Annotated in this window: 19 protein-coding genes; all 19 read left to right on the forward strand. The window is 26.9% G+C overall.

What is annotated here, in order from left to right; all coding sequences use genetic code 11:
* Window positions 1-44 precede the first annotated feature (44 nt).
* Entirely contained in the window at window positions 45-569 is a 525-nt protein-coding gene (locus tag AANAER_RS05005; RefSeq protein ID WP_129082953.1) for an Hcp family type VI secretion system effector, read from the forward strand.
* 114 nt (window positions 570-683) lie between these two features.
* A complete protein-coding gene (locus AANAER_RS05010) occupies window positions 684-3,575 on the forward strand; it encodes a type VI secretion system Vgr family protein (protein ID WP_140544051.1) in 2,892 nt (963 codons plus the stop codon).
* A 40-nt stretch (window positions 3,576-3,615) separates the two neighbouring features.
* A complete protein-coding gene (locus AANAER_RS05015) occupies window positions 3,616-4,707 on the forward strand; it encodes a tetratricopeptide repeat protein (RefSeq protein ID WP_129083080.1) in 1,092 nt (363 codons plus the stop codon).
* The gene (locus tag AANAER_RS05020) at window positions 4,700-7,273 is read left to right on the forward strand and encodes a T6SS phospholipase effector Tle1-like catalytic domain-containing protein (protein WP_129083079.1); all 2,574 of its coding nucleotides are present in this window, start codon (window positions 4,700-4,702) and stop codon (window positions 7,271-7,273) included. The genes AANAER_RS05015 and AANAER_RS05020 overlap by 8 nt, the downstream gene beginning before the upstream one ends.
* Window positions 7,274-7,283: 10 nt before the next feature.
* Window positions 7,284-9,566: a type VI secretion system Vgr family protein gene (locus AANAER_RS05025; RefSeq protein ID WP_140544054.1), complete on the forward strand. Its 2,283-nt coding sequence runs from the start codon at window positions 7,284-7,286 to the stop codon at window positions 9,564-9,566.
* 9 nt (window positions 9,567-9,575) lie between these two features.
* Window positions 9,576-11,954 carry a hypothetical protein gene (locus AANAER_RS05030; RefSeq protein WP_140544058.1) on the forward strand — a complete coding sequence of 793 codons (2,379 nt, stop codon included), beginning with the start codon at window positions 9,576-9,578 and terminating at the stop codon, window positions 11,952-11,954.
* Window positions 11,938-12,720, forward strand: a complete 783-nt coding sequence (locus AANAER_RS05035) for a tetratricopeptide repeat protein (RefSeq protein WP_129083074.1) — start codon at window positions 11,938-11,940, stop codon at window positions 12,718-12,720. The genes AANAER_RS05030 and AANAER_RS05035 overlap by 17 nt, the downstream gene beginning before the upstream one ends.
* Window positions 12,721-12,726: 6 nt before the next feature.
* Window positions 12,727-13,920 carry a hypothetical protein gene (locus AANAER_RS15040; RefSeq protein ID WP_206732555.1) on the forward strand — a complete coding sequence of 398 codons (1,194 nt, stop codon included), beginning with the start codon at window positions 12,727-12,729 and terminating at the stop codon, window positions 13,918-13,920.
* Window positions 13,921-13,922: 2 nt separating this feature from the next.
* Entirely contained in the window at window positions 13,923-14,573 is a 651-nt protein-coding gene (locus tag AANAER_RS05045) for a hypothetical protein (protein WP_129083075.1), read from the forward strand.
* A gap of 545 nt (window positions 14,574-15,118) precedes the next feature.
* A complete protein-coding gene (locus AANAER_RS05050; RefSeq protein ID WP_206732556.1) occupies window positions 15,119-15,508 on the forward strand; it encodes a glycoside hydrolase family 19 protein in 390 nt (129 codons plus the stop codon).
* Window positions 15,509-16,309, forward strand: a complete 801-nt coding sequence (locus AANAER_RS05055) for an SH3 domain-containing protein (RefSeq protein ID WP_129083077.1) — start codon at window positions 15,509-15,511, stop codon at window positions 16,307-16,309.
* 203 nt (window positions 16,310-16,512) lie between these two features.
* Window positions 16,513-18,078, forward strand: a complete 1,566-nt coding sequence (locus AANAER_RS05060; RefSeq protein WP_140544061.1) for a pesticin C-terminus-like muramidase — start codon at window positions 16,513-16,515, stop codon at window positions 18,076-18,078.
* On the forward strand, window positions 18,072-18,734 hold the full coding sequence (locus AANAER_RS05065; protein ID WP_129083067.1) for a hypothetical protein: 663 nt from the start codon (window positions 18,072-18,074) through the stop codon (window positions 18,732-18,734). The genes AANAER_RS05060 and AANAER_RS05065 overlap by 7 nt, the downstream gene beginning before the upstream one ends.
* A gap of 119 nt (window positions 18,735-18,853) precedes the next feature.
* Window positions 18,854-19,768: a glycoside hydrolase family 19 protein gene (locus AANAER_RS05070; RefSeq protein WP_129083068.1), complete on the forward strand. Its 915-nt coding sequence runs from the start codon at window positions 18,854-18,856 to the stop codon at window positions 19,766-19,768.
* Window positions 19,769-19,772: 4 nt separating this feature from the next.
* A complete protein-coding gene (locus AANAER_RS05075) occupies window positions 19,773-20,474 on the forward strand; it encodes an SH3 domain-containing protein (RefSeq protein WP_129083069.1) in 702 nt (233 codons plus the stop codon).
* A gap of 14 nt (window positions 20,475-20,488) precedes the next feature.
* The gene (locus tag AANAER_RS05080) at window positions 20,489-22,885 is read left to right on the forward strand and encodes a glycoside hydrolase family 19 protein (protein ID WP_129083070.1); all 2,397 of its coding nucleotides are present in this window, start codon (window positions 20,489-20,491) and stop codon (window positions 22,883-22,885) included.
* Window positions 22,886-22,916: 31 nt separating this feature from the next.
* Entirely contained in the window at window positions 22,917-23,528 is a 612-nt protein-coding gene (locus AANAER_RS05085; RefSeq protein WP_129083071.1) for a hypothetical protein, read from the forward strand.
* 317 nt (window positions 23,529-23,845) lie between these two features.
* Window positions 23,846-24,646 carry a glycoside hydrolase family 19 protein gene (locus tag AANAER_RS05090; RefSeq protein WP_164969381.1) on the forward strand — a complete coding sequence of 267 codons (801 nt, stop codon included), beginning with the start codon at window positions 23,846-23,848 and terminating at the stop codon, window positions 24,644-24,646.
* Window positions 24,643-25,227, forward strand: a complete 585-nt coding sequence (locus AANAER_RS05095) for an SH3 domain-containing protein (RefSeq protein WP_129083073.1) — start codon at window positions 24,643-24,645, stop codon at window positions 25,225-25,227. The genes AANAER_RS05090 and AANAER_RS05095 overlap by 4 nt, the downstream gene beginning before the upstream one ends.
* Window positions 25,228-25,235: the final 8 nt, after the last annotated feature.

Consider the following 25,235-nt stretch of genomic DNA (forward strand, 5'->3'; position numbering starts at 1 on the left):
TTAGTTTAGTAATATTCTATACAAATTTTTTTAAAGGAAGAATAATGAATAATCCGATTTTTATTTCGATTACAGGTAGTACTCAAGGTTTAATCACTCAAGGTACTTTTACACCGGAGTCTGTTGGTAACTCATACCAAAAAGGACATGAAGATGAGGCACTTATTAAAGGGTTTTCTCATAATATTAAAATCCCAAGAGATCCACAATCAGGACAACCATCTGGACAAAGAGTTCATGAACCGTTAGTTATTTCAAAACTTTTTGATAAATCTTCACCTCTTCTTTATAATGCTTTGACAAAAGGTGAAACTTTAACGAATGTAGAATTGAAATGGTATAGAACAAGTTATGCAGGTAAACCTGAACACTATTTTAGTATTGTATTAGAAGATGCTGTTATTGTAGATATTGATTCTTTTATGGACAATGAAGAAGGGTTAGCAAAAACTCAAGTTGCACCTCTAGAAAGAGTATCTTTTGCATATAGAAAAATTACATGGAGACATGAAACTGCAAGCACTTCGGGAGAAGATGATTGGAGAATCGGTGTTGGGCTAAGTGCTTAACACTTGAAAAAGGAGATAATTTTTATTATCTCCTTTTTTATTTTTTATAAAGTAATAGTTTAAAAATTATTTTATAAAGAATAATAAAAAGGTGCAACTAAGAGGGAACAAGAAATGACAGAGAAGATAAAGAGAAAAGTAGTAGAAGCGGGGGAAGAGGTAAGATTAAAAGAGTTAAGAAAAGAAGTAAGACAAGATATAAACTGTAGAATAAACCTGTTGAATTATAAAAATAATGAGACAATAGGAGTAGTAGACGGGAACTATAGTGTATATAAATTAAATGGAGAGAGTAGTGTAAATAAACCATATATCTTTAACCTAGTATTTGTAAGTGATGAATATATAGAAGTAGAAGATATAGTAGATACAGATGTAGAGATAAAATTAAGAGATGATGTAAACCCCTTAGTAAAAAAAACAATCTATGGAAAAATATTTAAAGCAAAAGAAGATAGTATCGTATCAAGAAAATACCTCTATGAAGTTCAAATAGTAAGCCCCCTTTATTACCTAAACCTGAATAATAGATATGAAATTTTCCATGAGAAAAAAACAAGTGATATAATAACTGAAATCATAAATAGATATGCCCAAATATTAAACCTGAAAATAGATGTAAAAATAGATCTTCTTCAAGCCCCAATAAGAGAATATACCACCCAATATAACCAAAGTGATTTAAAATTTATCCAAATGCTTTGTGAAGAAGAAGGATACTCCTTAATAATAGATTATAGTTCAAATGATCCATATACAATAACCTTGTGTGAATTAAATGAACATGTAACAGTAAAAACATACTCATCAACTTGTAACTTTAATCATAGTAAGAAATTTACTTCAACGTATTATGTAGAAGATTATTATGATAAAGATAAACCCTCTTTAGAATATAAAATATCAACAGGTTCAACAATGAGCTCCTCAATAGAAGATAATGAAAGTACCAGACAATTAAGAGTAGATATAAAAAGAGAGAAATTAAGAGATAAACTAAATATCCTGGATGAATCACTCTTTAAAGATCTAAATAGATATAACAAAATAGATTCAAAAAGAGAATATGTAAAATCAAATGAAATAGAAGGAAATTCTCAAGAGTTAAATATACAAGATTGCTTGTGTATAACCTTAGAAGATGAAAAAGCAAATAAAAAAATAGACTCAATAATATTAGAAGTAAAATATGAAGGCTTCTTTCCAAATGCTTTAGATGAATATAAACAAAGTATAAATGAGAATAAAAAACATCAACTCCAATATGAGATAAACTTTGTAGCAATACCCAAAGATATAACCTATAAACCACCAATAAAAATAAAAAAACCAAGAATACCGGGAATCCTTACGGCAAGAGTGTCAAATGGAGAATCAAATACAAAAGATTATGAGAATACAATAGATGTAGATGAACAAGGAAGAATAAAAGTACTGTTTCACTTTGAGACAAACCAAACATCTTCTTGTTACCTAAGATTGTCAAACTTTTACTCAGGAACAAACTTTGGAAGTCAATTCTTGCCAAGAGTAAATAGTGAAGTAATAGTAAGTTTTATAAACGGAGATCCAGATTTACCAATTATAATAGGAACTTTGCATAATGGAGAGAATAAGAATCCAGTAAACTTGCCAAAAGAGAAAACTAAATCTTTTATAAAAACATACTCAATTCCACAATATGAGGATAAAGAAGGGTATAACGAAATAGCCTTTGAAGATAAAAGAGGAGATGAGAATCTTTCTTTACGAGCCCAAAAGGATATGAATACCCTTGTTTTTAATGATGAATTTAAACATGTTCAAAATAATTCTAAAACTATTATTGATAATGATAAGGAAGAGACAGTAGAAGCTAATTCTATTCTTACAGTGAATAAAGACTATACACAGAATATAAAAGAGAATCAGATAAATACAGTAGAGAAGGAGAAGATTACTACTGTTAAAGAAGATTATGAAATTCATGGATTAAAAGATATTAATACTATTGTGAAAAATGATATGAAAACTATTATTGAAAATGATATGATTACAAGAGTAAAAGGGACTGTAACCGAGTATGTTGAACAAGATGTAAAAAAGAAGTATCTTGAAAATCTATTTACTCAAGTAGGCAAAGATTTTAGACTTGATGTACAAAATAACTATCATCTAAAAAGCAATAATATAAAACTAAATGCAGATATTATAGAACTTATTGGAGAAACTGGAGTAACACTTAGATGTGGGGGAAATGTTTTAACTGTAAATCAAGATGGGATACACCTAAAATCTTCAAATATAGATACAACTTCAAGTAATGGTGGAGTAAATGCACAAGATGTGGCAAAACCACTTATTAACAAACCACTTTATGAAAAGATAAGAGTAATTTCTTTAGAAGCAAGTGTCTCAAAACAAGCAACTATTGATGAAGTATTAACTTTCACTGCAACAGTAGAAAAATATGAAAATGATGCCTGGAGTCAAACAACAGATTTAAATGAAACACAACTCTCACAACTTCAATGGTACTTTATAAAAAACAATAATGAAGAAGATAAAGATATCATAACTGATAATCCAACAGATGATAATATCACAATAAATGGTCTAACAATGACAGTAAATCTACAAGAAGATAATATCTATAAATGGGGACATGCTCACTGCTATGTGGTAAATAGTGAAGAAGAAGGTTATGCAATAAGTGAACTCGAAAGATACCTAGAAGTTGATGATATCAAAGGTTCTTATCCTCGCCAAGAAGATGGTAAATGCCAAGCTATATTAAATGTAGATGAGCCAAGAGATGAAGAACTTGCACAAATTAGGTGGACAATAGAAGGAAGAGAAGAATCAACATATAATGGTAAAAAAGAGATAACTCATAACTTAAAAGATGAAAATGTTTATGAAATCAATTTTACTGCATATATAGATGGTAAACCAGAAGATGCTGCAAAAGGTAGATTGTACTATGATTCAAATGAAAATCAAGAAGTCAAAAATAATACTAAATAATATTTATAAATAATAAAGAAAAATATCTAAGGAAACTATTTTGAAAATAATAAAATTAATTACAGTATTTGTATTTTTTTCAGCTTTTTTAAATGCTCAAACAATAAAAAAAGAAGACTATCCAATCTCTCAATGTAATAAACAAACATATACTCAAGAAGACTTGAAAGAATATAAATCTTTAATAGAGATAGGTGAAATCCAAGGATACAACTGTGTTGGCCTTTACTATATGAGAGCTAAAGATTATGATAAAGCAAAAGAGTATTTTAATAAGGGAAAAGAAAAAGGAAGTATAGAATCATACGCCCAGTTAGGAAGTCTGTATTCAAATTTTTTAAACGATAAAGATGAAGCAATAAACTACTACACCTATGCTGCAAAAAAAGGTCATGGCAAATCTGCCCATAATCTAGGTGTAATATATGATAAAAAATTTGTATATGATAAAGCTTTGAAATGGTATGAAAAGTCTTTTAAAGAAGGTGATACTTATTCTTTGTTAGCGATGGGAACAATATATTTAAAACAAAATAATCTAGAAAAAGCTATTAAAATATTTGAAAAAGTTGGAGAGTTAGGAAAATCAGATGGATATTATAATTTAGGGATTTTATATAGAAAAAATAAAAAGATAAAAGATTTAGAAAAAGCAAAAATATATTTTGAAAAATGTTTAGACTTAGGAAATGCAATTTGTGCAGGTGGAATGGGAACAGTATATGAGGATTTGGAAGATTATGAAAATGCAATTAAATGGTACACAAAAGGGTTTGAGCTAGGGAGTAAAGAGTCTGTAACAAGGTTAGGGCTTATTTATGTCGAAAAGCTTAAAGATTATGAAACGGCAATAAAATGGTATAAAAAAGGGTTTGAAGAATTGAATTGTGTTGATTGTTTGACTAATTTAGGGAGTTTATATGCAAATAATGGGAATTATAATAAAGCACTGATTTGGTATGAAAAATCGTCTGAATTAGGAAGTTTAAAAGCAACATATAACTTAGGTTTAATATATCAAGATTATATAAAAAATAAAGATGAATCTATCAAATGGTATAAAAAAGCTTATGATATGGGTTATTTAAAAGCAATATATAGATTAAAAGAATTAGGAGTATCTTATGAGTAATGATATTACAATAGGAAGAGCCTATTTCAAAGAAGATGAAGGTTTACATTTAAATGAGTTTTGTTCAAAAGAGGATGAAAAGGCTTTAAGAGAGGATAGAAAAGTAAGAATTGCTTATATGATTATCTCAGATAAAGAGAGTAAGGAAATAAATCAAAATGAAGAAAATAAAGAAAAAATTTTAGAAAAAGTAAAAGATCATTATCAAAAATATCTAGTAAAAGCAGTAGAACAAGAGAGTTTAAAAAATGATATAGCATTAACTTATACTCAATTAAAAGACAGAGTAGAAGAGATAGTTGATAAAAAGTTAGTTTTTTTATCTATGTATTCTCTTTTTTCTACAAAATCTTATGAATATAGTCATGCCCATGATAAAAAACTTGAATCTAATTTAAAAGAAAAAAAAGAAGATATAAGTACCACTTCATTGATATATAGCTTTGATAGTTCTCAAAAACTACTTTGTTTTAAAAATGAAAAAATTGAACAAAAAGAAGAAATAGGACAAGCATATATTATACTTTCCATGCCTTATGTTTATAACATCAAGAAAAATTCGATAAATAAAGAACTTGAACTAACATATTATGAAGATAATGTTATAGCTTCATATATGCCTGAACTTATAGTTGAATATGGTGTTTTTTTTGATGGTACAAATAATAATATCTATAATATAGATTTTTATAGAAACTTCACAGATTTCCTAAAAAAGCCTACACAATTTATACTAGATAATAAAGATAAAAGAGCTTTTGAAATAGAAAAACCAATTGAAGATATTACAAAAATTGAAGAATACATCCTCTCGACTCCTGAACCCAAAGTTTCTGATGAAGTGATAGTTTTACTTCTATCCCAGATGAATAATTTTAAAAAACCTATACGGTATTTCGATGATGAATCAAATCTATCTTTAGATGATAAAGAGGTTTTAAAAAGTTCAAAAGCAAAACATGCAAAAAAGGTTTTTAACTTTTTAGTGGATGTAAAAAAATCTACTAAAAATATAGAAGAAAAAGATATAGCTGATTTTGTTAGGGAAGATATATTATTAGATGATGACGAAGAGAGTAGTTATGTAAATGGTGAATCAAATATTGCTAGACTGCATAAACTTTATGATGGAGATGATGTAAAAAATGGTATAGATTCTGTAGCGACAACTAGATTTAAACTTTATGAAAGTGGTTCTGGTACCCATAATCCTTTTGTATCAAAAAATTATGAAGGTGATTCTATGTGGGGATTAGGTTTAGCTATAGGTGAAACAGGTGTTAAAGCCCATATTATATATAGTTGTATAAAAATAGCTGAACAGTTTGAAGATGCGTCAATTTATCGCATAGATGAATTGGTCTTTGATATTTTTGGTTTTAGTAGAGGAGCTGCCACTGCTAGGCATTTTGTTTGTTCAATATTAAAAGAGGCAGATATTGTTAAGTGTACAAGAAGAGAATATACTATTTCTATGAAAGATGATAAAGATATTTTTTATCCTTTTTTTGGAGATAAAGGATATGTAAATATTGCTGGCAAACTTTTTTTTAATCCTTTAAGAGTAGATATTAAAACTGGAGTATTAGGAGAAAGAGATATACCAAATCCTTATTATAAAAATAAAAAAATAAAAATCGACACAGTATCTTTTAGATTTGTTGGTTTATATGATACTGTTTCACACTATGGATTAAGTCAAGGTAATGATTCTGAAGATTTGAATTTAGACTTTTATTTAGGTGAAAATCATGAAAAAGTTGGACAAGTAGTACATCTCATGGCAGATGATGAATATAGATTTAACTTTGATGCATATTCAATTTTTCCTACTATAAATAATAGTTTTAGAAAGCATGATAAAAAACTACAAAAAGGTGGTTATAAGTTTGAAGAATACTATATTCCTGGCGCACATGCTGATATTGGTGGTGGATATAATGAATCTAGTGAGACAGTTCTAATATCAAAAGAAATATTAGATAAATCAACAATTTCTCAAAAATTAAAAAATAAAATCTTAGTTTGGAATAAAAAATATAATTGGTTAAATACAAATCAACTTGATATCATAGAAAAACACACAAAAAATGAAATAAAAGATTTAGAAGAAGATGGTATTTATTTTATTTCAAGAAGTTTACCAAATAATTCAAAATATGCTTTATTTATATACTTACATAAAGCAAATGTTTCAAATAAATATGAATATGTAGCTTTAAAACTTATGCACAATCGTGCTATTTATCAAGATGTAACAGAAGCGTTAGTTGACAAAAAAGATATCAATCCTTTTGAAAGAGTTCCTTTAGGTAAGTTGACTTCTTATATTTTCAAAGATAATAAAAATATATTAAACAAAACATACGGAATACTAGAACAGAATAAAGAGATGAAAGTGTTTGATTCAAACACCTATAAAGAGCTAAAAGCACAATTTCTTCATCACTCTTCAAAAAATGATAGTTTTGTAAATAGAGCCTCAAATGAAGAAAAAGATAATAATGACTTTTATGGAAGACGAGTAATCTACAGCGCTACTGGAACTAAGTTTACAAGAGTATAGGGAACAAGAAATGACAGAGAAGATAAAGAGAAAAGTAGTAGAAGCGGGGGAAGAGGTAGGATTAAAAGAGTTAAGAAAAGAAGTAAGACAAGATATAAACTGTAGAATAAACCTGTTGAATTATAAAAATAATGAGACAATAGGAGTAGTAGACGGGAACTATAGTGTATATAAATTAAATGGAGAGAGTAGTGTAAATAAACCATATATCTTTAACCTAGTATTTGTAAGTGATGAATATATAGAAGTAGAAGATATAGTAGATACAGATGTAGAGATAAAATTAAGAGATGATGTAAACCCCTTAGTAAAAAAAACAATCTATGGAAAAATATTTAAAGCAAAAGAAGATAGTATCGTATCAAGAAAATACCTCTATGAAGTTCAAATAGTAAGCCCCCTTTATTACCTAAACCTGAATAATAGATATGAAATTTTCCATGAGAAAAAAACAAGTGATATAATAACTGAAATCATAAATAGATATGCCCAAATATTAAACCTGAAAATAGATGTAAAAATAGATCTTCTTCAAGCCCCAATAAGAGAATATACCACCCAATATAACCAAAGTGATTTAAAATTTATCCAAATGCTTTGTGAAGAAGAAGGATACTCCTTAATAATAGATTATAGTTCAAATGATCCATATACAATAACCTTGTGTGAATTAAATGAACATGTAACAGTAAAAACATACTCCTCAACTTGTAATTTTAATCATAGTAAGAAATTTACTTCAACGTATTATGTAGAAGATTATTATGATAAAGATAAACCCTCTTTAGAATATAAAATATCAACCGGTTCCTCAATGAGCTCCTCAATAGAAGATAATGAAAGTACCAGACAATTAAGAGTAGATATAAAAAGAGAGAAATTAAGAGATAAACTAAATATCCTGGATGAATCACTCTTTAAAGATCTAAATAGATATAACAAAATAGATTCAAAAAGAGAATATGTAAAATCAAATGAAATAGAAGGAAATTCTCAAGAGTTAAATATACAAGATTGCTTGTGTATAACCTTAGAAGATGAAAAAGCAAATAAAAAAATAGACTCAATAATATTAGAAGTAAAATATGAAGGCTTCTTTCCAAATGCTTTAGATGAATATAAACAAAGTATAAATGAGAATAAAAAACATCAACTCCAATATGAGATAAACTTTGTAGCAATACCCAAAGATATAACCTATAAACCACCAATAAAAATAAAAAAACCAAGAATACCGGGAATCCTTACGGCAAGAGTGTCAAATGGAGAATCAAATACAAAAGATTATGAGAATACAATAGATGTAGATGAACAAGGAAGAATAAAAGTTCTCTTTCACTTTGAGACAAACCAAACCTCAAGCTGTTACCTAAGATTGTCAAACTTTTACTCAGGAACAAACTTTGGAAGTCAATTCTTGCCAAGAGTAAATAGTGAAGTAATAGTAAGTTTTATAAACGGAGATCCAGATTTACCAATCATAATAGGGACTCTTCATAATGGAGAGAATAAGAATCCAGTAAACTTGCCAAAAGAGAAAACTAAATCTTTTATAAAAACATACTCAATTCCACAATATGAGGATAAAGAAGGGTATAACGAAATAGCCTTTGAAGATAAAAGAGGAGATGAGAATCTTTCTTTACGAGCCCAAAAGGATATGAATACCCTTGTTTTTAATGATGAATTTAAACATGTTCAAAATAATTCTAAAACTATTATTGATAATGATAAGGAAGAGACAGTAGAAGCTAATTCTATTCTTACAGTGAATAAAGACTATACACAGAATATAAAAGAGAATCAGATAAATACAGTAGAGAAGGAGAAGATTACTACTGTTAAAGAGGATTATGAAATATTTGCAAAAAAAAACTTGAACACAATAGTAAAAAGAGATAAAAAAACTTATGTAGAACAAAATATATCAACCTCTATAAAAAATATACTTTTAGAATATGTACAAAAAGATGTAAGTGATAAATACCTAGAAAATCTTTTTATCCAAGTAGCCAATGAGATGGGAGTAGATATAAGTGATAGTTTTCATCTAGATACTACCAATATCTTATATGAAGGGGTAAATGAGATAACCCTAGAAGCCACATCAGGAATAAGTTTAAGATGTGGAGGAAATGTAGCTACTGTGGATAGTTCAGGGATATTTTTTAATACTCCAAACTATGTTAAGAATTCTCCTAATAACGGGGTTGATGGTATGGAAGTAAATAAAATACTAATTGAAAAAGCTATTAAAAGACTAAATATTGAAAAAATATTTTTCTCAGAGTAAAGGGCATAAATGAGTAAATCAAAAATAAATATACCAAAATTTTCTTATCCATTTAAAAAAGTTCAGTCTCAAGAAGAATATTACGATTTATTAGGAAAAGAGACACATGGAAATTATCTATTTAGTAAAAATGGTTTTTGGCATGGAGGAATCCATTTCAGTGATACTTTGACTGAACTTAGTGCAACAGAAGGAATTAGAGCTATAGCTGATGGACAAATAGTGGCTTTCAGAGTAAATAGTGAATATTTACAAAATGATGATGAAGAAAAAGATAATGAAGGTCTATATTCAAATGGATTTTTTCTATTAAAACACTATTTTGAATACCCAATAGGAAATAAATTAACATTTTTTTCTTTATATATGCATACATCAAAATTTAGTAATTATGATTTTAATACACATATAGTAATAGGTGAGAATAGGTTCTTAAGAAAAGGGGTCTCTTATGCTCCAGAAGATAAACTAGAAGAGCTTGATAAAAATACTAAAGTTACTATTGGTGAAGAGCTTGGAGGAAATAGGTATAAAGTTTTGTATGTAGAAAATACACAAAGATTAGATAATGCAACTATTCATATTACTAATATAAAAAAAATAGAAAACAAATTAGAACTTAAGTGTATTAATAGAAAAATAAAAACTGATGAAATAGTAATTCCATCTTCTGATATAAAAGTAAATGCCGGAGATGCATTAGGTTTAGTAGGTGAATATAACAGAAGTTTACAAATAAATAGAGAATTACTTCATTTAGAAGTTTTTACGGGTGATGATGTTTATAGCTTTGCTAGTAAAGCAAAAGCTGCATATGAGGCTGATACTTCAGAAGATAAACCAAAACCCATGAAAGTGATTATAGAAGATGGAAAAGATTTGTATGAAAAAATAAGTGAATGTAAGTTAAATAAAAATTCAAATATAAGAGAAGGTTTTAGTAATACTAGTGCTAAATACAATAACACAACAACCCCCAAAGATACAATCTTAGAAGTTGATCTTACAACTCAACAAAAAGTAGATCAATATACAAGAGTAAAGGTATTAAAAATAGATACAACTGATGTAAGTAGTGCTGACTATACAGTAATAACAGATGTATTAAGCGATAAAAAAGAAATATTTAAAACATTAAGTGAAAAAAGTGTAAAAAAAGAACTACTTTCAAAAGATATAAAAATAGAAAAAGATAGTACAGATGAAAAATATCTTTTATATTCTGATGACTCAAATAAATATATCAAATATAGTGATTGTAAAGAGTCTCATCCAATAACATTTGAATGGGCAAAGATAATAGATGAAAGTAATGAAGATGATATATCTATTTTTACAAACTTACATAAATATCTTTTACCTGATGTAGAAGATTATAAACAAGAAGTATTAAAAGTAAGCTCTATGTATGAAAAACTATTTAAAGAGATAGATACAAATGGCAATAATCAAATAGAGGCACAAGAGTTAGAAGAAGCAACAAAGAATGAAGCAATAAAAAAGATTACAAGTAAATTTATAGTAAAACACTCAAGTGAATGGGACAAAAAGATAAATATGCCAAATACTATAAAACAGATATTAGAAAAGCATAAAGAGAATATAAAAAACTATGATAAGGTAAAACAACATTTAGAGAATGAGGAGAAAAGAGCAGAAAATTTAGCTTTATTTGAAAAGTGTAGTTCTATAGCTGATTTCCCTAATTCTGACAAGGTTTTTCATATTAATCCTATTGGGTTGATTGGGGTGTTTGGAAGTAGTGGATGTTATTATAATAGAGATTTTACAGTTGATGAAGTTAAAGCTATTGTTAAAGCTTTAAGAGAAAGTGAAAAAATAACTTCTACTTCTTTATGGATTCCTAGATATAGTTCTGGAATTTCCCCAACTGATAAATCATATGAGACTACTACTAAAGAATTAAATAGAGTGATGAATAAGTATAATATAAATACATGTTTAAGAAAAATTCATTTTTTAGCACAATGTTATCATGAAACAGATAGATTTCGGGCCATGACTGAATATACAAGTGTATATACAGCAAGGTATGACCCTTATAGAGGTAGAGGACTTGTGCATTTAACCCATGGGGAAACATATAAAAAATTTAAAGACTATATGAATGATAATGAAATTTATACAAATCCTTCTGTTATAGCAACAAATATCAATTATGCATTTGAAGCAGGTGGTTGGTACTGGGAAAATAAAGGTCATGTTACTGCAACAAATGAGAATATTAATTTTGTAGCAGATACAGATAATACATTAAAAGTTTCACAATGTATAAATGGTAGAGTTTCAAACCCAAATGGATTGGCTGAAAGAATTAAATATGTTAAAGAATTGAAGAGGATTTTTAATTATGAAAAAAATATATAGTTTATTATTTGTATTTACATCTTATTTATTTTCAAGTACCTTAAGTATAGGTTCACTGGATATATCTTATAAAATAACTAATGATATTGACGATGTTTATTTAAAAAATAAAGATTATACATTAATAATACAACAAAATAATTTATGGAACAATGCTAAAACGGAACTAAATTTATTTTCTGGGAATAAAGAAAAAATACAAATATCTATGCACTATATTGGTAATAAAGAACTAGGTTATATTTACACTTTTAAAAACATAGATAATAAACTCACTTTTAGTGATGTAGAATTATATCAATTAGATGGAGGTATCATTTGTAAAACTGAACAAATAGTAATAAACAAAACTACTCTTAAACTAGTTGAAACTGACAAATGTAAACCATTAAATAAAGTAGGTATAAGCTTAGATGAAATAAGCTATGTTTCTAAAAATTTTAAATTAAAAAATATTTTATCAAATAATGAAATAAAGTATTTATTAAATAGATTTCCTTTTACTTTAAAAAATGTTACTCAATATAATAATATAGCCTACTACCTCCAAAAAGCAGGAGCAAATAAAGAAGCAATATATCTATTAGAAAAGATTATAGAAAAATATCCAAATAGAATAGTAGCTTATATAAATTTAGGAGATGCATATTGGGATAATGGAGATAAAATTAAAGCAAAAGAAGCTTATAAAAAGTATATAGAGTTAATGAAAAAAGCAGATAAAGAAAAAAGAATTCCTATAAAAGTAGAAGATAGAATTAAATAACAATATTTGAAATATATTGATTGTGAAGAATCTCATCCAATAACATTTGATTGGGCAACAATAATCGATGAAAGTAGTGAAGATGATATATCTATTTTTACAAACTTACATAAATATCTTTTACCTGATATAGAAGATTATAAACAAGAAGTATTAAAAGTAAGCTCTATGTATGAAAAACTATTTAAAGAGATAGATACAAATAGCAATAATCAAATAGAGGCACAAGAGTTAGAAGAAGCAACAAAGAATGAAGCAATAAAAAAGATTACAAGTAAGTTTATAGTAAAACACTCAAGTGAATGGGATGCAAAAATAAATGTACCCCAAAAGATAAAACAGATATTAGAAGAGTATAAAGATAATATAAAGAATTATGATAAAATAAAAGATCATTTAGAAAATGAAGAAAAAAGAGTTGATAAATTGGCTTTATTTGAAGAGTGTAAAGGTATTACTGATTTTCCAGCTAGTGATAAAGTATTTCATTTTAATCCTATTTGGTTGGTCGCAGAGTTTGGAAATACTAGCACATTTGATTGGGCACAAACATCAATAGTAAAACTCATTACCTCTAAAGAGTCTAAAGGGTATTATGGTGCTTATAATATAACGGGCTGGAAAAATGGAATTATCAATCCCAAAAATAATAAAATATATGAAAGTCTCTTTACAGGAAAAGGGACATATGATATTGAAACGATGACTATTAAAGAGATAAAAGCCGCACAAATAACATATGTAGGAACAGAAAAGAAACATCTATTTGCTGTTGGACTATTTCAAATGATTCCTGATACATTAAATAGCTTTTTGTCTTGGCTAAAAACTAAGAAAAAAATAGATGAATCCAAGCAATTGTTTAACAAAGAGTTCCAAAGTTTAATGCCATTGTATTTTTGGGAAAGTAAAAAAACTGATATCGGAAACTACTTTAGAGGAAAGGTTACAGTAGAAAAAGCTGCCTATGCTGTTGCAAAAGAGTGGGCATCGGCAGGAGTTCCTAAAGGGGAAAAACTAGATAATGGAACAGTGTCAGATGGAACAAAAAAAAGTTACTATGATGGTGATGGATTAAATAGTGCTCATTATACTGCAACAGAAACTATAAAAGCACTTAAAGAAACAAAGAAAATGCTTGATGAAGCAGGTGGTTATGAACTAGTTTTAAAAAATGGTTTAGAAAGCTTAAAGGACTAAAAATGAAGTTGAAAATTTTAATATTAATATTTGCTACAGTTAATATCTTATATGCGGAATGTTTAACCTCATATGAAAAAGCACTTCTTAAAAGTGATATAGAAAGTTATAATAAAATGTTTGGAAAGGGGAACTATATTGAATGTGATACACAAAAAAATTCTTTAGAAAAATTTGTATGCAGTCATCGCGACTTTTTATTAATATTTGAGCACTTCACTGGGGTTGATATTGCTTTTTGGATGAGAAATCTTAATATGAAATATGATTATTATAAAGTCAAAAAAAATACTATGTCTTTTTTTGATAAAGATTATAAAGCTGAACCAATTAATACTAATCATTTGTGTTTCGACCTCAAAAGACGTACAACAGATAGACTAGGAGGGGAATCTCCATATAAAATGGTTTATACTGAAAGATTTGATGAAATCAATTATTTCATCCAGGAAAATAAACACGGAGCAGTTTTAACAAATAGAGATGGATATAAAATATATATGGGTAAAAATTGCGATGCGATGGATAGTAAGAAACAAAAGGGGGTTTGGTATAGAGAAGATGAACGATATGTTATAAAATTTGGAAAAGAAAAGATAGAGTTTAGTTTTTCAGACCTTGACATAGAAGATTACAAATGTATTAGAAGATAAAAAAGAATTATACTTTTCTAAAATAACAGGATTTGGAAGAAATATAAGTGTAAGATATAGTAATTCTTCAAGTACAATTATAGTATAAAAACTATATTAGAAAAGCATAAAGAGAATATAAAAAACTATGATAAAATAAAACAACATTTAGATAATGAGGAGAAAAGAGTAGAGAATTTAGCTTTATTTGAAAAGTGTAGTTCAATAGCTGATTTCCCAAGCTCAGATAAGGTTTATCACATTAATCTTATTGGGTTGGGGAGTTTTATCAGGGGTATGAGTGTGGTTTTAATATCACTAACTTCTTTAATGAATACAATAAACAGTTTTCAACTGAACAACTTACTGAAGTAGTTAAAAGTAATCTTATATTATTATTTGATGGTGTATCAAAGTTTTATATTGAACATCCAGAATTTTTATGCGATAAACGTAATCTTGCATATGCATTTGCCACTGCAAGATTAGAAACAAATAAAACATTTGGTAGTGTATCAGAAGCTTACTGGGTAAGTGAATCATATCGTAAAAAATATTTTGAAGATATGTATGATCCTATTTTAGGTAAAAATGAAGATCGTAGAAGAATTGCAAGAGAATTGGGTAATACAGTCCAAGGTGATGGAGTTAAATATCACGGTAGAGGCTTTTGTCAATTAACTGGAAAAACTAATTATATAAAATCAGGTGATTTTCTAGGGTTAGACTTATTAAATAATCCAGAATTAGCAAAAAGTCCAACAAATAATGCAATTCAAATAATATTATATGGAATGCATATTGGGATGTTTACAGGAAAAAAATTTAGTGATTATATAAATGATAGTTTTACAGATTATTATAATGCACGTAGGATTATCAATGGACTAGATAGAGCTACAGATATTCAAGGATTTGCAGAAAAATTAGAAAAATGTTTTACAAAGGCTATTTAAATGAAAAAGATAATACTTATACTTATATTATTGTCTAGTATTTATGGGAATACTTTTAATTTTGAAGAAGTAAAAAAAGCTATTTTACATGAAACTAGAGGTGAAAAGGTTTATATTAATAATTTAACAGATATTTCTACAGCTACATCAAAATATATATCAGTAGAATTTGCTAATGCAAGTATTTATAAATATTATATTGTAATAACTTGTAAAGAAAATGATGTTTTTATTACAAAATATAATTTTAATCCTAATGGTGCATATTCTTTTACAGCTAAATATAAAGGAATAGAATTAGGAATTGATAATTTTTTCAAAAATTTTATAGATGAATCTACTATTCAAAGTAATTACATTGAAAATAATAAAATGCAATTTAATTCCAAAAATAAACTAATTCAACTTAATCTTAAACACAGGATACCATCTTCAACAATTTTTGTAAATAACCAAAAAATAGAAAATAATTTATATATAGAACCAGTTTTTAATATAAAAAATGAGTTAAAATACTTCTTTGTATATTTAGATAATATTACTGAAGAAGATATTATGACTCAAAATTTTTCACAACTCATTAATAAAAAAATATTTCAGATAGCTTTTGAAACTATACAGGTTATTAAAACTCAAAGACAACCCCTCTACAAAAAGCCAAATATAAAAACAAAGATGTACCTAATAAAAGGTGATAAAGTAGAGATACTAGAAAAAAAAGATGATTGGTATTATATTTTATATCATGGGAAAAAAGATATAAAAGCATGGATACCCAAAAGTGCAGTTGAAAATAAATAAAATAAATGTCTTCTCCTCTAAAATCTTTTATAAAAATAAAAGCAGGATAAGTAATAGGATTAGTTGGAGAAAACAATATCAATCATGGAATAAAAAGAGAAGTACTACATCTTGAAGTTTTTACGGGTGATGATGTTTATAGTTTTGCTAGTAAAGCAAAAGCTGCATATGAGGCTGATACTTCAGAAGATAAACCAAAACCCATGAAAGTGATTATAGAAGATGGAAAAGATTTGTATGAAAAAATAAGTGAATGTAAGTTAAATAAAAATTCAAATATAAGAGAAGGTTTTAGTAATACAAGTGCTAAATATAATAACACAACAACCTTAAAAGATACAACATTAGAAGTTGACCTTACAACTCAACAAAAGGTAGATCAATATACAAGAGTAAAGGTATTAAAAATAGATACAACTGATGTAAGTAGTGATGACTATACAGTAATAACAGATGTATTAAGCGATAAAAAAGAAATATTTAAAACATTAAGTGAAAAAAGTGTAAAAAAAGAACTACTTTCAAAAGATATAAAAATAGAAAAAGATAGTACAGATGAAAAATATCTTTTATATTCTGATGACTCAAATAAATATATCAAATATAGTGATTGTAAAGAGTCTCATCCTATAAGTTTTGATTGGGCAACAATAATCGATGAAAGTAGTAGTGATGATATTTCAATATTTGAAAATATAAGAAAATACCTACTTCCAGATTATATAGAAGGTGAATTAAAAATAAACCCTCTATATAAAGAATTGTTTAAATTAATAGATAAAGATAGCAACGGACAAATAGATGCAAAAGAGTTAGAAGAAGCAACAAAGAATGAAGCAATAAAAAAGATTACAAGTAAATTTATAGTAAAACACTCAACTGAATGGGATAAAAGTATAAATCTACCAAATAGTATCAAAGCAATATTAGAAGAGTATAAAGGTAATATAAAGAATTATTATAATATAAAAGATCATTTAGAAAATGAAGAGAAAAGAGTAAAAAATTTAGCTTTTTTTGACAAGTGTAAATCAGTATCAGATTTTCCATCTTCTGATAAGGTTTTTCATATTAATCCTATTGGGTTGGTTGGGGAGTTTGAAAATAAATGTGGACAAGATTGTAAAACAATTGATTTTATGTTAAGTAATGGTAAATACTATAAAGTTTCAGAAAAAACAATGAAGTTTATTTTAAGTTACGAAGGATTTAAGTCTAAACCATATGTTCCAAAAGATGTTAATGGAAATATACTTGGAACAAGTGGAATTACTATTGGTTACGGATATGACTTAGGACAACAGACTAGTAAACAAGTAGAAAAAGATTTAGATGGATTTTATACTTTAGAAGAAATAAAAAAATTCCAAAGTGTAGCAGGACTAAAACAAAATAATGCAGTAAATAATTTATCAAAAGTACAAAATCTGACAATAACTAAAGATACTGCTATGCAATTAACTAGAAGAGTAAAAGCTAATTATGCACAGAAAACTTATGATATATGGCCTGAAGTTATAGATATGCATCCTCATTGTCAAGGTGCCTTACTTTCAATTGTTTACAATAGAGGGAATAGTTTAAATGGAGATAGAAGAAAAGAAATGAAAAATATTCAAATTTATTTATCAAATAATGATTCTTCAAAAATACCAACTGAAATAATAGCCATGAAAAGACTCTGGAATATAAATATTGAGAAAGGGCTTCATTTAAGAAGAGATGAAGAAGCAAAATATTTTAAAAAAGGCCTAAGATGCGAATGTTAAAAATTGTATTACAATTAAAAAAGTTATTAATTAAAAAGTCACTTTTAGTTTTTTTACTTAGTATAAACCTATATGCTAATAATACTAGTATTCTTAATGGGAATTGGGTTTTTAAAGAATATTCAGTTGATAGACAATCTGAACCATATCATTTATTAAATATTACTTTAGATATTAGAGATAATAATCAAATTAATGGAAAGTTTGAGTATTTTTTTAGATGGTTTTCAAGGATAGAAGAACCTAAAAATTTTACTTCTACTCTATCAAATGATATATTTGAATTTGCTTTTGATAGTAATTTTGGAGGTAAAAATGGGAAAGTTAGAATTAAAATTAATGATGATTGCTCATTAGATTGGGTTCTTCTAAAAGAACCAGAAGGTGAATATTATGCCCCTTTTAAGGCTCATCTTTTACCTGATAAGTTAGAAGTCAACCAATATTGTAAAAAACAAGATATCCTTTTAAAAGTGAGAAAATATATTCAAGTTCAAAAACAACCCCTATACTCAAAACCAAACATAAAAACAAAGATGTACCTAATAAAAGGTGATAGAGTAGAAGTATTAGAGGAAAAAGATGATTGGTTATATATTCTTTATCATGGGAAAAAAGATATAAAAGCTTGGATACCTAAAAATTCAGTTGAATAAAATATAATAGCTCTTATAAAGAGTTATTTAATTTAATAGATCAGTTAGAAGAAGCAATAAAAAAGATTACAAGTAAATTTATAGTAAAACACTCAAGTGAATGGGACAAAAAGATAAATATGCCAAATAGTATAAAAACTATATTAGAAAAGCATAAAGAGAATATAAAAAACTATGATAAAATAAAACAACATTTAGATAATGAGGAGAAAAGAGTAGAGAATTTATCTTTATTTGAAAAGTGTAGTTCAATAGCTGATTTCCCTAGTTCTGACGAGGTCTTTCACATTAATCCTATTGGGTTGATTGGGGTGTTTAAAACTAATGATAGATGTGAATTAACTGGTGATTTATTAAAAACTCTTTTAAATAAATCTATTTTATTTACACATACAAATATGGCAAAATATCCTAATGTCTATAAAACAGATGTAAATAAATTTGCTGAAGTTTTTAATAACGTAATTCGTAAATATTCTGAATTTAATAAATGTATTTATATAGCACATTTTTTAGCACAATCTTTTCATGAAGCAGATCATTTTTTCACTACAGAAGAATATTCAAGTGGATGGGATTATGATATAAAAACTTATCCTTCAACTGTTTGCACAACTTATGGATTATATAGTAGGCAATGTAAAAGACATAATCAGATTATATCCGAAGGAAATACATCTATAGGAGATGGTCCTAAATATAAAGGTAAAGGTTTAATACAATTAACATGGAAGGGTACTTACAAAAAGTATTCCGATTTTAAAGGGATTGATTTTGTAAAAGATCCAACTCTTATATCTTCAAGTTTAGAATATGCAATTGATGCATCATGTTGGTTTTGGACTAAATTTAAAGGTGATAATTACTTTAATAAGCTTATAGATAGAAAAGAAGAAGAGTATAAAAATATGGCAGAAAATGATAAAAATGATTTAATAGTTAAATATATAACAAAAAAAGTTAATGGAGGTACAAGAGGCTTGGCAGAAAGACAAGCTTTGTTTAAAAAAGTTATAAAAGAATTAAAAAGGTAATATTGTGAAAAAAAGTTTACTTATATGTTTACTGTTATTTATACAAGTATATGCTAATCAGGTCTTTTTTGAATTAAATGAAAAGACTAAAAGTATTGTTCATAATAATTTAAAGTTCTTTATTAAGGATAATCATCTTTATTGTGAGAATTTGAAAAATAAAAATTTAAATTTGTTGTTAGATAATATTGAATCTAAAATCGAAATAATAAATTCAAATAACTTATATGCCATAGAAATAGCAAGAGGACAAGTTAATACATCATATTCATTATATAGGTTAGATATTAACAAGTTTAACGATCTCAATATTGATATTGTTAATCCTATTTTTCAGAAAAATAAAATATTTTCGTATGAAAGAAGTGGTCCTCAGTGGTATTTAGATATATATTGTATTACTCCAACAAGTATAACACAATGTGGTAAAGGAAAATTATCTCAAATTAATAATACCGATATGTTTGAAACAGAAATATATAATAAGACAATTTATTATACATTTAATGCTAAAATGATTGATAATATATTTACTATTGAATCCCAAAAACAACGCCTATACTCAAAACCAAATGTAAAAACAAAAATGTACCTAATAAAAGGTGATAAAGTAGAGATACTAGAAAAAAAAGATGATTGGTATTATATTTTATATCATGGGAAAAAAGATATAAAAGCATGGATACCCAAAAGTGCAGTTGAATAAAATATTAAAATTGAATGTCTAGTATCCCAAACTTCACTTATAATGCTACTGATGGAATAAGAGCCATAGCAGATGGACAATTGGTTGCATATAGAATCAATGATGAATATATGCAAAATGATGATGATAAAAATGCTAAAAAAGGTGAAGGGTTTTATTCAAATGGATTTTTTCTTCTAAAACATAAACTTGAATACCCAAAAGTAAATACATTAACCTTTTTTTCTCTTTATATGCATATGGCTAAAAAAGAATTATACTTTTCTAAAATAACTGGGAATGGAAGAAATATACGAGTAGGATATAGTAATTCTTCAGGTACAATTAAAGAACATCCGGAAGAATTTGAAAAAGATATAAATATTATTACTGATGGGAAATGGGATAAAAAAACAAATAGAACAAAAATACTTTATGTAGAAGGATTAAATATAGATTTGTCTCAAACACCAACTATTCATAAAAGTAATGTAAAAAAGATAAATGAAGTAGAATACTTTGAAGCTATTGGAGAGATATTTAAACAAAATATTTCTAATGAAGTAAAAGTCTTAGAAACCCCACTTCAAATAAAAGCAGGAGAAGTAATAGGATTGGTTGGAGAAAACAACATCAATCATGGAATAAAAAGAGAATTACTACATCTTGAAGTGTTTGTAAGTGATAAAAAGAGATTATCTGATTTTATACAAACTGCACGAACTAATTATAATACACAAAATACTAATAAACCAAATCCAACTCAAATAAAAATACCAAGTGGTAAAACAATCTATGATATAAAAAATCAAAGTGTAGTACAATCTTCAGATGGTACTGCAACAATAAAAGATAGTAACAATGTTGCAGTTTCTCAAGCACCATTAACCAATGGAACAAAAATAGAAGTAGATACTAGTAAAACTATCTTAAGTAATAGATATAGCCTTTTAAAAATAGATACAAATGATGTATCTATTAATAACTGGAATATCTATAAAGGTTCAGTAGAAAATATACAAATAGCACAATCTACAAATACTACACAACCACAAAATACAATACTAACTATGAGTGAAGTTAAAACAATTACTTTTGATAACAAGAAATATCTTTATATCGATGAAGAACAAACTAAAGCGGTACTTTATAGTGAATGCCAAGAGATACATCCAATAACATTTGATTGGGCAACAATAGTAGATGAAAGTAGTGAAGATGATATATCTATTTTTACAAACTTACATAAATATCTTTTACCTGATATAGAAGATTATAAACAAGAAGTATTAAAAATAAGTTCTATGTATGAAAAACTATTTAAATTAATAGACAAAGACAGCAATGGACAAATAGAGGCACAAGAGTTAGAAGAAGCAACAAAGAATGAAGCAATAAAAAAGATTACAAGTAAGTTTATAGTAAAACATTCAAGTGAGTGGGACAAGAAGATAAATATGCCAAATAGTATAAAACAGATATTAGAAAAGCATAAAGAGAATATAAAAAACTATGATAAAATAAAACAACATTTAGATAATGAGGAGAAAAGAGTAGAGAATTTAGCTTTATTTGAAAAGTGTAGTTCAATAGCTGATTTCCCTAGTTCTGACGAGGTCTTTCACATTAATCCTATTGGGTTGGTTGGGGTGTTTGGAAGTAGTGGATGTTATTGTAATAGAGATTTTACAGTTGATGAAGTCAAAGAGATTGTTAAAGTTTTAAGGGATAGCGAAAATATAAACAATATTGATTTATTTACTGCTTCAAATTGTAATATTCCAAATGCTGATAAGACTTATGGACGTCTCACAGAAGAGCTAAACAAAACTATGAAGAAGTATCATATTAATTCTTGTTTGAGAAAAGCACATTTCTTAGCACAATGTTATCATGAAACAGATAGACTCAAGACAACTCTAGAATATGGAGATGGCAAAAAATATAATCCAGGAAAGCATCCAGATGCAATAAAAAATGGAAATACACAAGTAGGTGATGGTCGTCCAAGGTATAGAGGTAGAGGATTTATGCAGTTAACATGGAAGAAAAACTATAAAGCCTATGAAGATGCAACAGGTGTTACATGTATTAGTAATTCTTCTTTAATATCTGATAATCTAGTAAATGCAATTAATTCAGGTGGTTGGTATTGGGAAAATGGTAGTGCATGGAACGATTTAAATCCAAGAGCTGACAAAGATGATATTTATTATATCAATATTGGTGTTAATGGAGGTAGCAATGGATTTCAAGAAAGAATTAATTATATTAAGAAAATTATTGAAATATTAAATTTAAAGCAATGCCCAAATATTTTTTTAACAAAAGAATTGGGTAAATATAATCTAACTAACAGTGCGATGAAAAATACTCGTTATGTAAAAAATAACCCTAGTATAAAAATGAGATTGGAGGGATTTGATGATTAAAAAGCAATTTTTTATCCTAATAATTTGTTTGATGTTTACTAATACATTTGCAACAAGTAGTATGTCAGGAATTGAAAAGCAAGGTTACTTTGATGATGATGATAATATAGATATTTTGAAATGTGAAGAAAGTCGTACAATGGATTATAAGTGTTTACTTATTTTGAATAGTGGTATAAAAAAAGTTCTTCAAATCACTAATAATAATGAATGTTCAGAATTCTCAATAAATGCAGGTAAAAAAGGAGAGATAATTTTTCAATGCGGCTCATGGGGAGTTAACAATACATACTATTATCAATATGATTCAATATCTTCTAATTGGTATCTTATAAAACTTGAATATTATAAACTACCAATGAATGGACCAGATGATATAGGTGAGCATATTACATATACGTACTTTATTAAAAAATGGGCTATTGATGATTGTTTAATGAATTTAGGAAAGAATAAATTTGTTATTTCTAAAAATTTATTGAAAAGACAACCCCTCTACAAAAAGCCAAATATAAAAACAAAGATGTACCTAATAAAAGGTGATAGAGTAGAAGTATTAGAGGGAAAAGATGATTGGTTATATATTCTTTATCATGGAAAAAAAGATATAAAAGCTTGGATACCTAAAAATTCAGTTGAATAAAATATAATAGCTCTTATAAAGAGTTATTTAATTTAATAGATCAGTTAGAAGAAGCAATAAAGAAAGAAGCAATAAAAAAGATTACAAGTAAATTTATAGTAAAACACTCAAGTGAATGGGATAAAAAGATAAATTTACCAAATAGTATAAAAACAATATTAGAAAAGCATAAAGAGAATATAAAAAACTATGATAAGGTAAAACAACATTTAGAGAATGAGGAGAAAAGAGTAGAGAATTTATCTTTATTTGAAAAGTGTAGTTCTATAGCTGATTTCCCTAGTTCTGACAAGGTTTTTCATATTAATCCTATTGGGTTGGTTGGGGTGTTTAAGACTTCAGCATGTACATTCTCAGTAGAAACTTTAAAGAAAATTGATAAATATATTAAAGAATCAAATGCAAAAAAACATCTTGATGGTATCAATCAAGCTTGTGAAAAATTTAATATAAATACATGTATCAGAAAAGCACACTTTATAGCTCAAATTTTACATGAAACTGGTCACTTATCCCTTGTAAAGGAAGGTGGAGGTGAGCATAAAAAATATCAGCCATATTATGGAAGAGGCTTAATACAATTAACACATGAAAAGAATTATATTACGTATAGCACATATATTGGGGAAGATTGTTATTCAACACCTACAAATTTAGATAAACTTTTAGTTAGTCCACATTCAGGGTTAAGTGCTGGTTATTTTTGGATGAATAAAAAATTAAATAATACTGCTGATATAAATGACTTTTTATATTTAACATGTAGAGTTAATGGCGGTTTTAATGGATTTAATGATAGGTATAGGATATTAAAAAATACTTTTAAGGAATTTAATATTTCTGAAATTACTGATTATAAATTCAAAGATAGCAAAGTGTACAATGACTTGACATATTCCTATGCATGGGGAATGTGGCATGATGAAAGTAAATCACATTTGCATGGTATGACAAAAGATAAAGAAAAAGCTAAAGCTGGATATTATCGTACATTAGAACTTATTAAAGCTGGGGAAAAAGTTCCAACGGGGCAAAATGTATATGGTAATAAAACAACTGCTGATTTAAAAAAATGGGCAACAAAACATTTAATTAGACTTGGAGGTACAGCACCATGAAAAAATTTTTTTTCTTGATATCAATATTTGTTTTTTTTAATTTTTATAGTTTAGCTAATACATTACAAAATGGGCTATATTATACTGATGATAAAAATTGTGTTCAGATTAAAATCAATAATGATGAATATATTATTTTTAATTATATTGCTTTTGAAAAAAACAAAAAAGAAATACGAACTGGAAAGCTAATAAAAGAAAAAGATTTTATACAATTTAAGGGTTTAAAAAGTACATTTTATTCTTCTGAGAAATATGGTCAAGAAGCTTCTGATATTGTAGGAGCCAATCTTATAGATGATACAAGTTTTGGAATGCAAAATTATGGTAATAGCATGAACCCTTATATAGTTTTCGGACAATGTGAATCTAAATATATAATTTTTACATTGTCTAAAAATACTTGTATAATTCTCCCGACAAAACAACCCCTCTACAAAAAGCCAAACATAAAAACAAAGATGTACCTAATAAAAGGTGATAAAGTAGAAGTATTAGAGGAAAAAGATGATTGGTTGTATATTCTTTATCATGGGAAAAAAGATATAAAAGCTTGGATACCTAAAAATTCAGTTGAATAAAAAAGGAG

It is taken from the genome of Halarcobacter anaerophilus (genome assembly GCF_006459125.1).
Taxonomy (GTDB): domain Bacteria; phylum Campylobacterota; class Campylobacteria; order Campylobacterales; family Arcobacteraceae; genus Halarcobacter; species Halarcobacter anaerophilus.

What these genes read in the sequence shown, in the direction of transcription:
- AANAER_RS05010 (WP_140544051.1), top strand. Translation starts at nt 684, where the DNA reads ATGACAGAGAAGATAAAGAGAAAAGTAGTAGAAGCGGGGGAAGAGGTA.
- AANAER_RS05035 (WP_129083074.1), top strand. Translation starts at nt 11,938, where the DNA reads ATGAAAAAAATATATAGTTTATTATTTGTATTTACATCTTATTTATTT.
- AANAER_RS05005 (WP_129082953.1), top strand. Translation starts at nt 45, where the DNA reads ATGAATAATCCGATTTTTATTTCGATTACAGGTAGTACTCAAGGTTTA.
- AANAER_RS05050 (WP_206732556.1), top strand. Translation starts at nt 15,119, where the DNA reads ATGTATGATCCTATTTTAGGTAAAAATGAAGATCGTAGAAGAATTGCA.
- AANAER_RS05065 (WP_129083067.1), top strand. Translation starts at nt 18,072, where the DNA reads ATGTTAAAAATTGTATTACAATTAAAAAAGTTATTAATTAAAAAGTCA.
- AANAER_RS05025 (WP_140544054.1), top strand. Translation starts at nt 7,284, where the DNA reads ATGACAGAGAAGATAAAGAGAAAAGTAGTAGAAGCGGGGGAAGAGGTA.
- AANAER_RS05070 (WP_129083068.1), top strand. Translation starts at nt 18,854, where the DNA reads ATGCCAAATAGTATAAAAACTATATTAGAAAAGCATAAAGAGAATATA.
- AANAER_RS05095 (WP_129083073.1), top strand. Translation starts at nt 24,643, where the DNA reads ATGAAAAAATTTTTTTTCTTGATATCAATATTTGTTTTTTTTAATTTT.
- AANAER_RS05020 (WP_129083079.1), top strand. Translation starts at nt 4,700, where the DNA reads ATGAGTAATGATATTACAATAGGAAGAGCCTATTTCAAAGAAGATGAA.
- AANAER_RS05030 (WP_140544058.1), top strand. Translation starts at nt 9,576, where the DNA reads ATGAGTAAATCAAAAATAAATATACCAAAATTTTCTTATCCATTTAAA.
- AANAER_RS05045 (WP_129083075.1), top strand. Translation starts at nt 13,923, where the DNA reads ATGAAGTTGAAAATTTTAATATTAATATTTGCTACAGTTAATATCTTA.
- AANAER_RS05085 (WP_129083071.1), top strand. Translation starts at nt 22,917, where the DNA reads ATGTTTACTAATACATTTGCAACAAGTAGTATGTCAGGAATTGAAAAG.
- AANAER_RS05060 (WP_140544061.1), top strand. Translation starts at nt 16,513, where the DNA reads ATGAAAGTGATTATAGAAGATGGAAAAGATTTGTATGAAAAAATAAGT.
- AANAER_RS05055 (WP_129083077.1), top strand. Translation starts at nt 15,509, where the DNA reads ATGAAAAAGATAATACTTATACTTATATTATTGTCTAGTATTTATGGG.
- AANAER_RS05080 (WP_129083070.1), top strand. Translation starts at nt 20,489, where the DNA reads ATGTCTAGTATCCCAAACTTCACTTATAATGCTACTGATGGAATAAGA.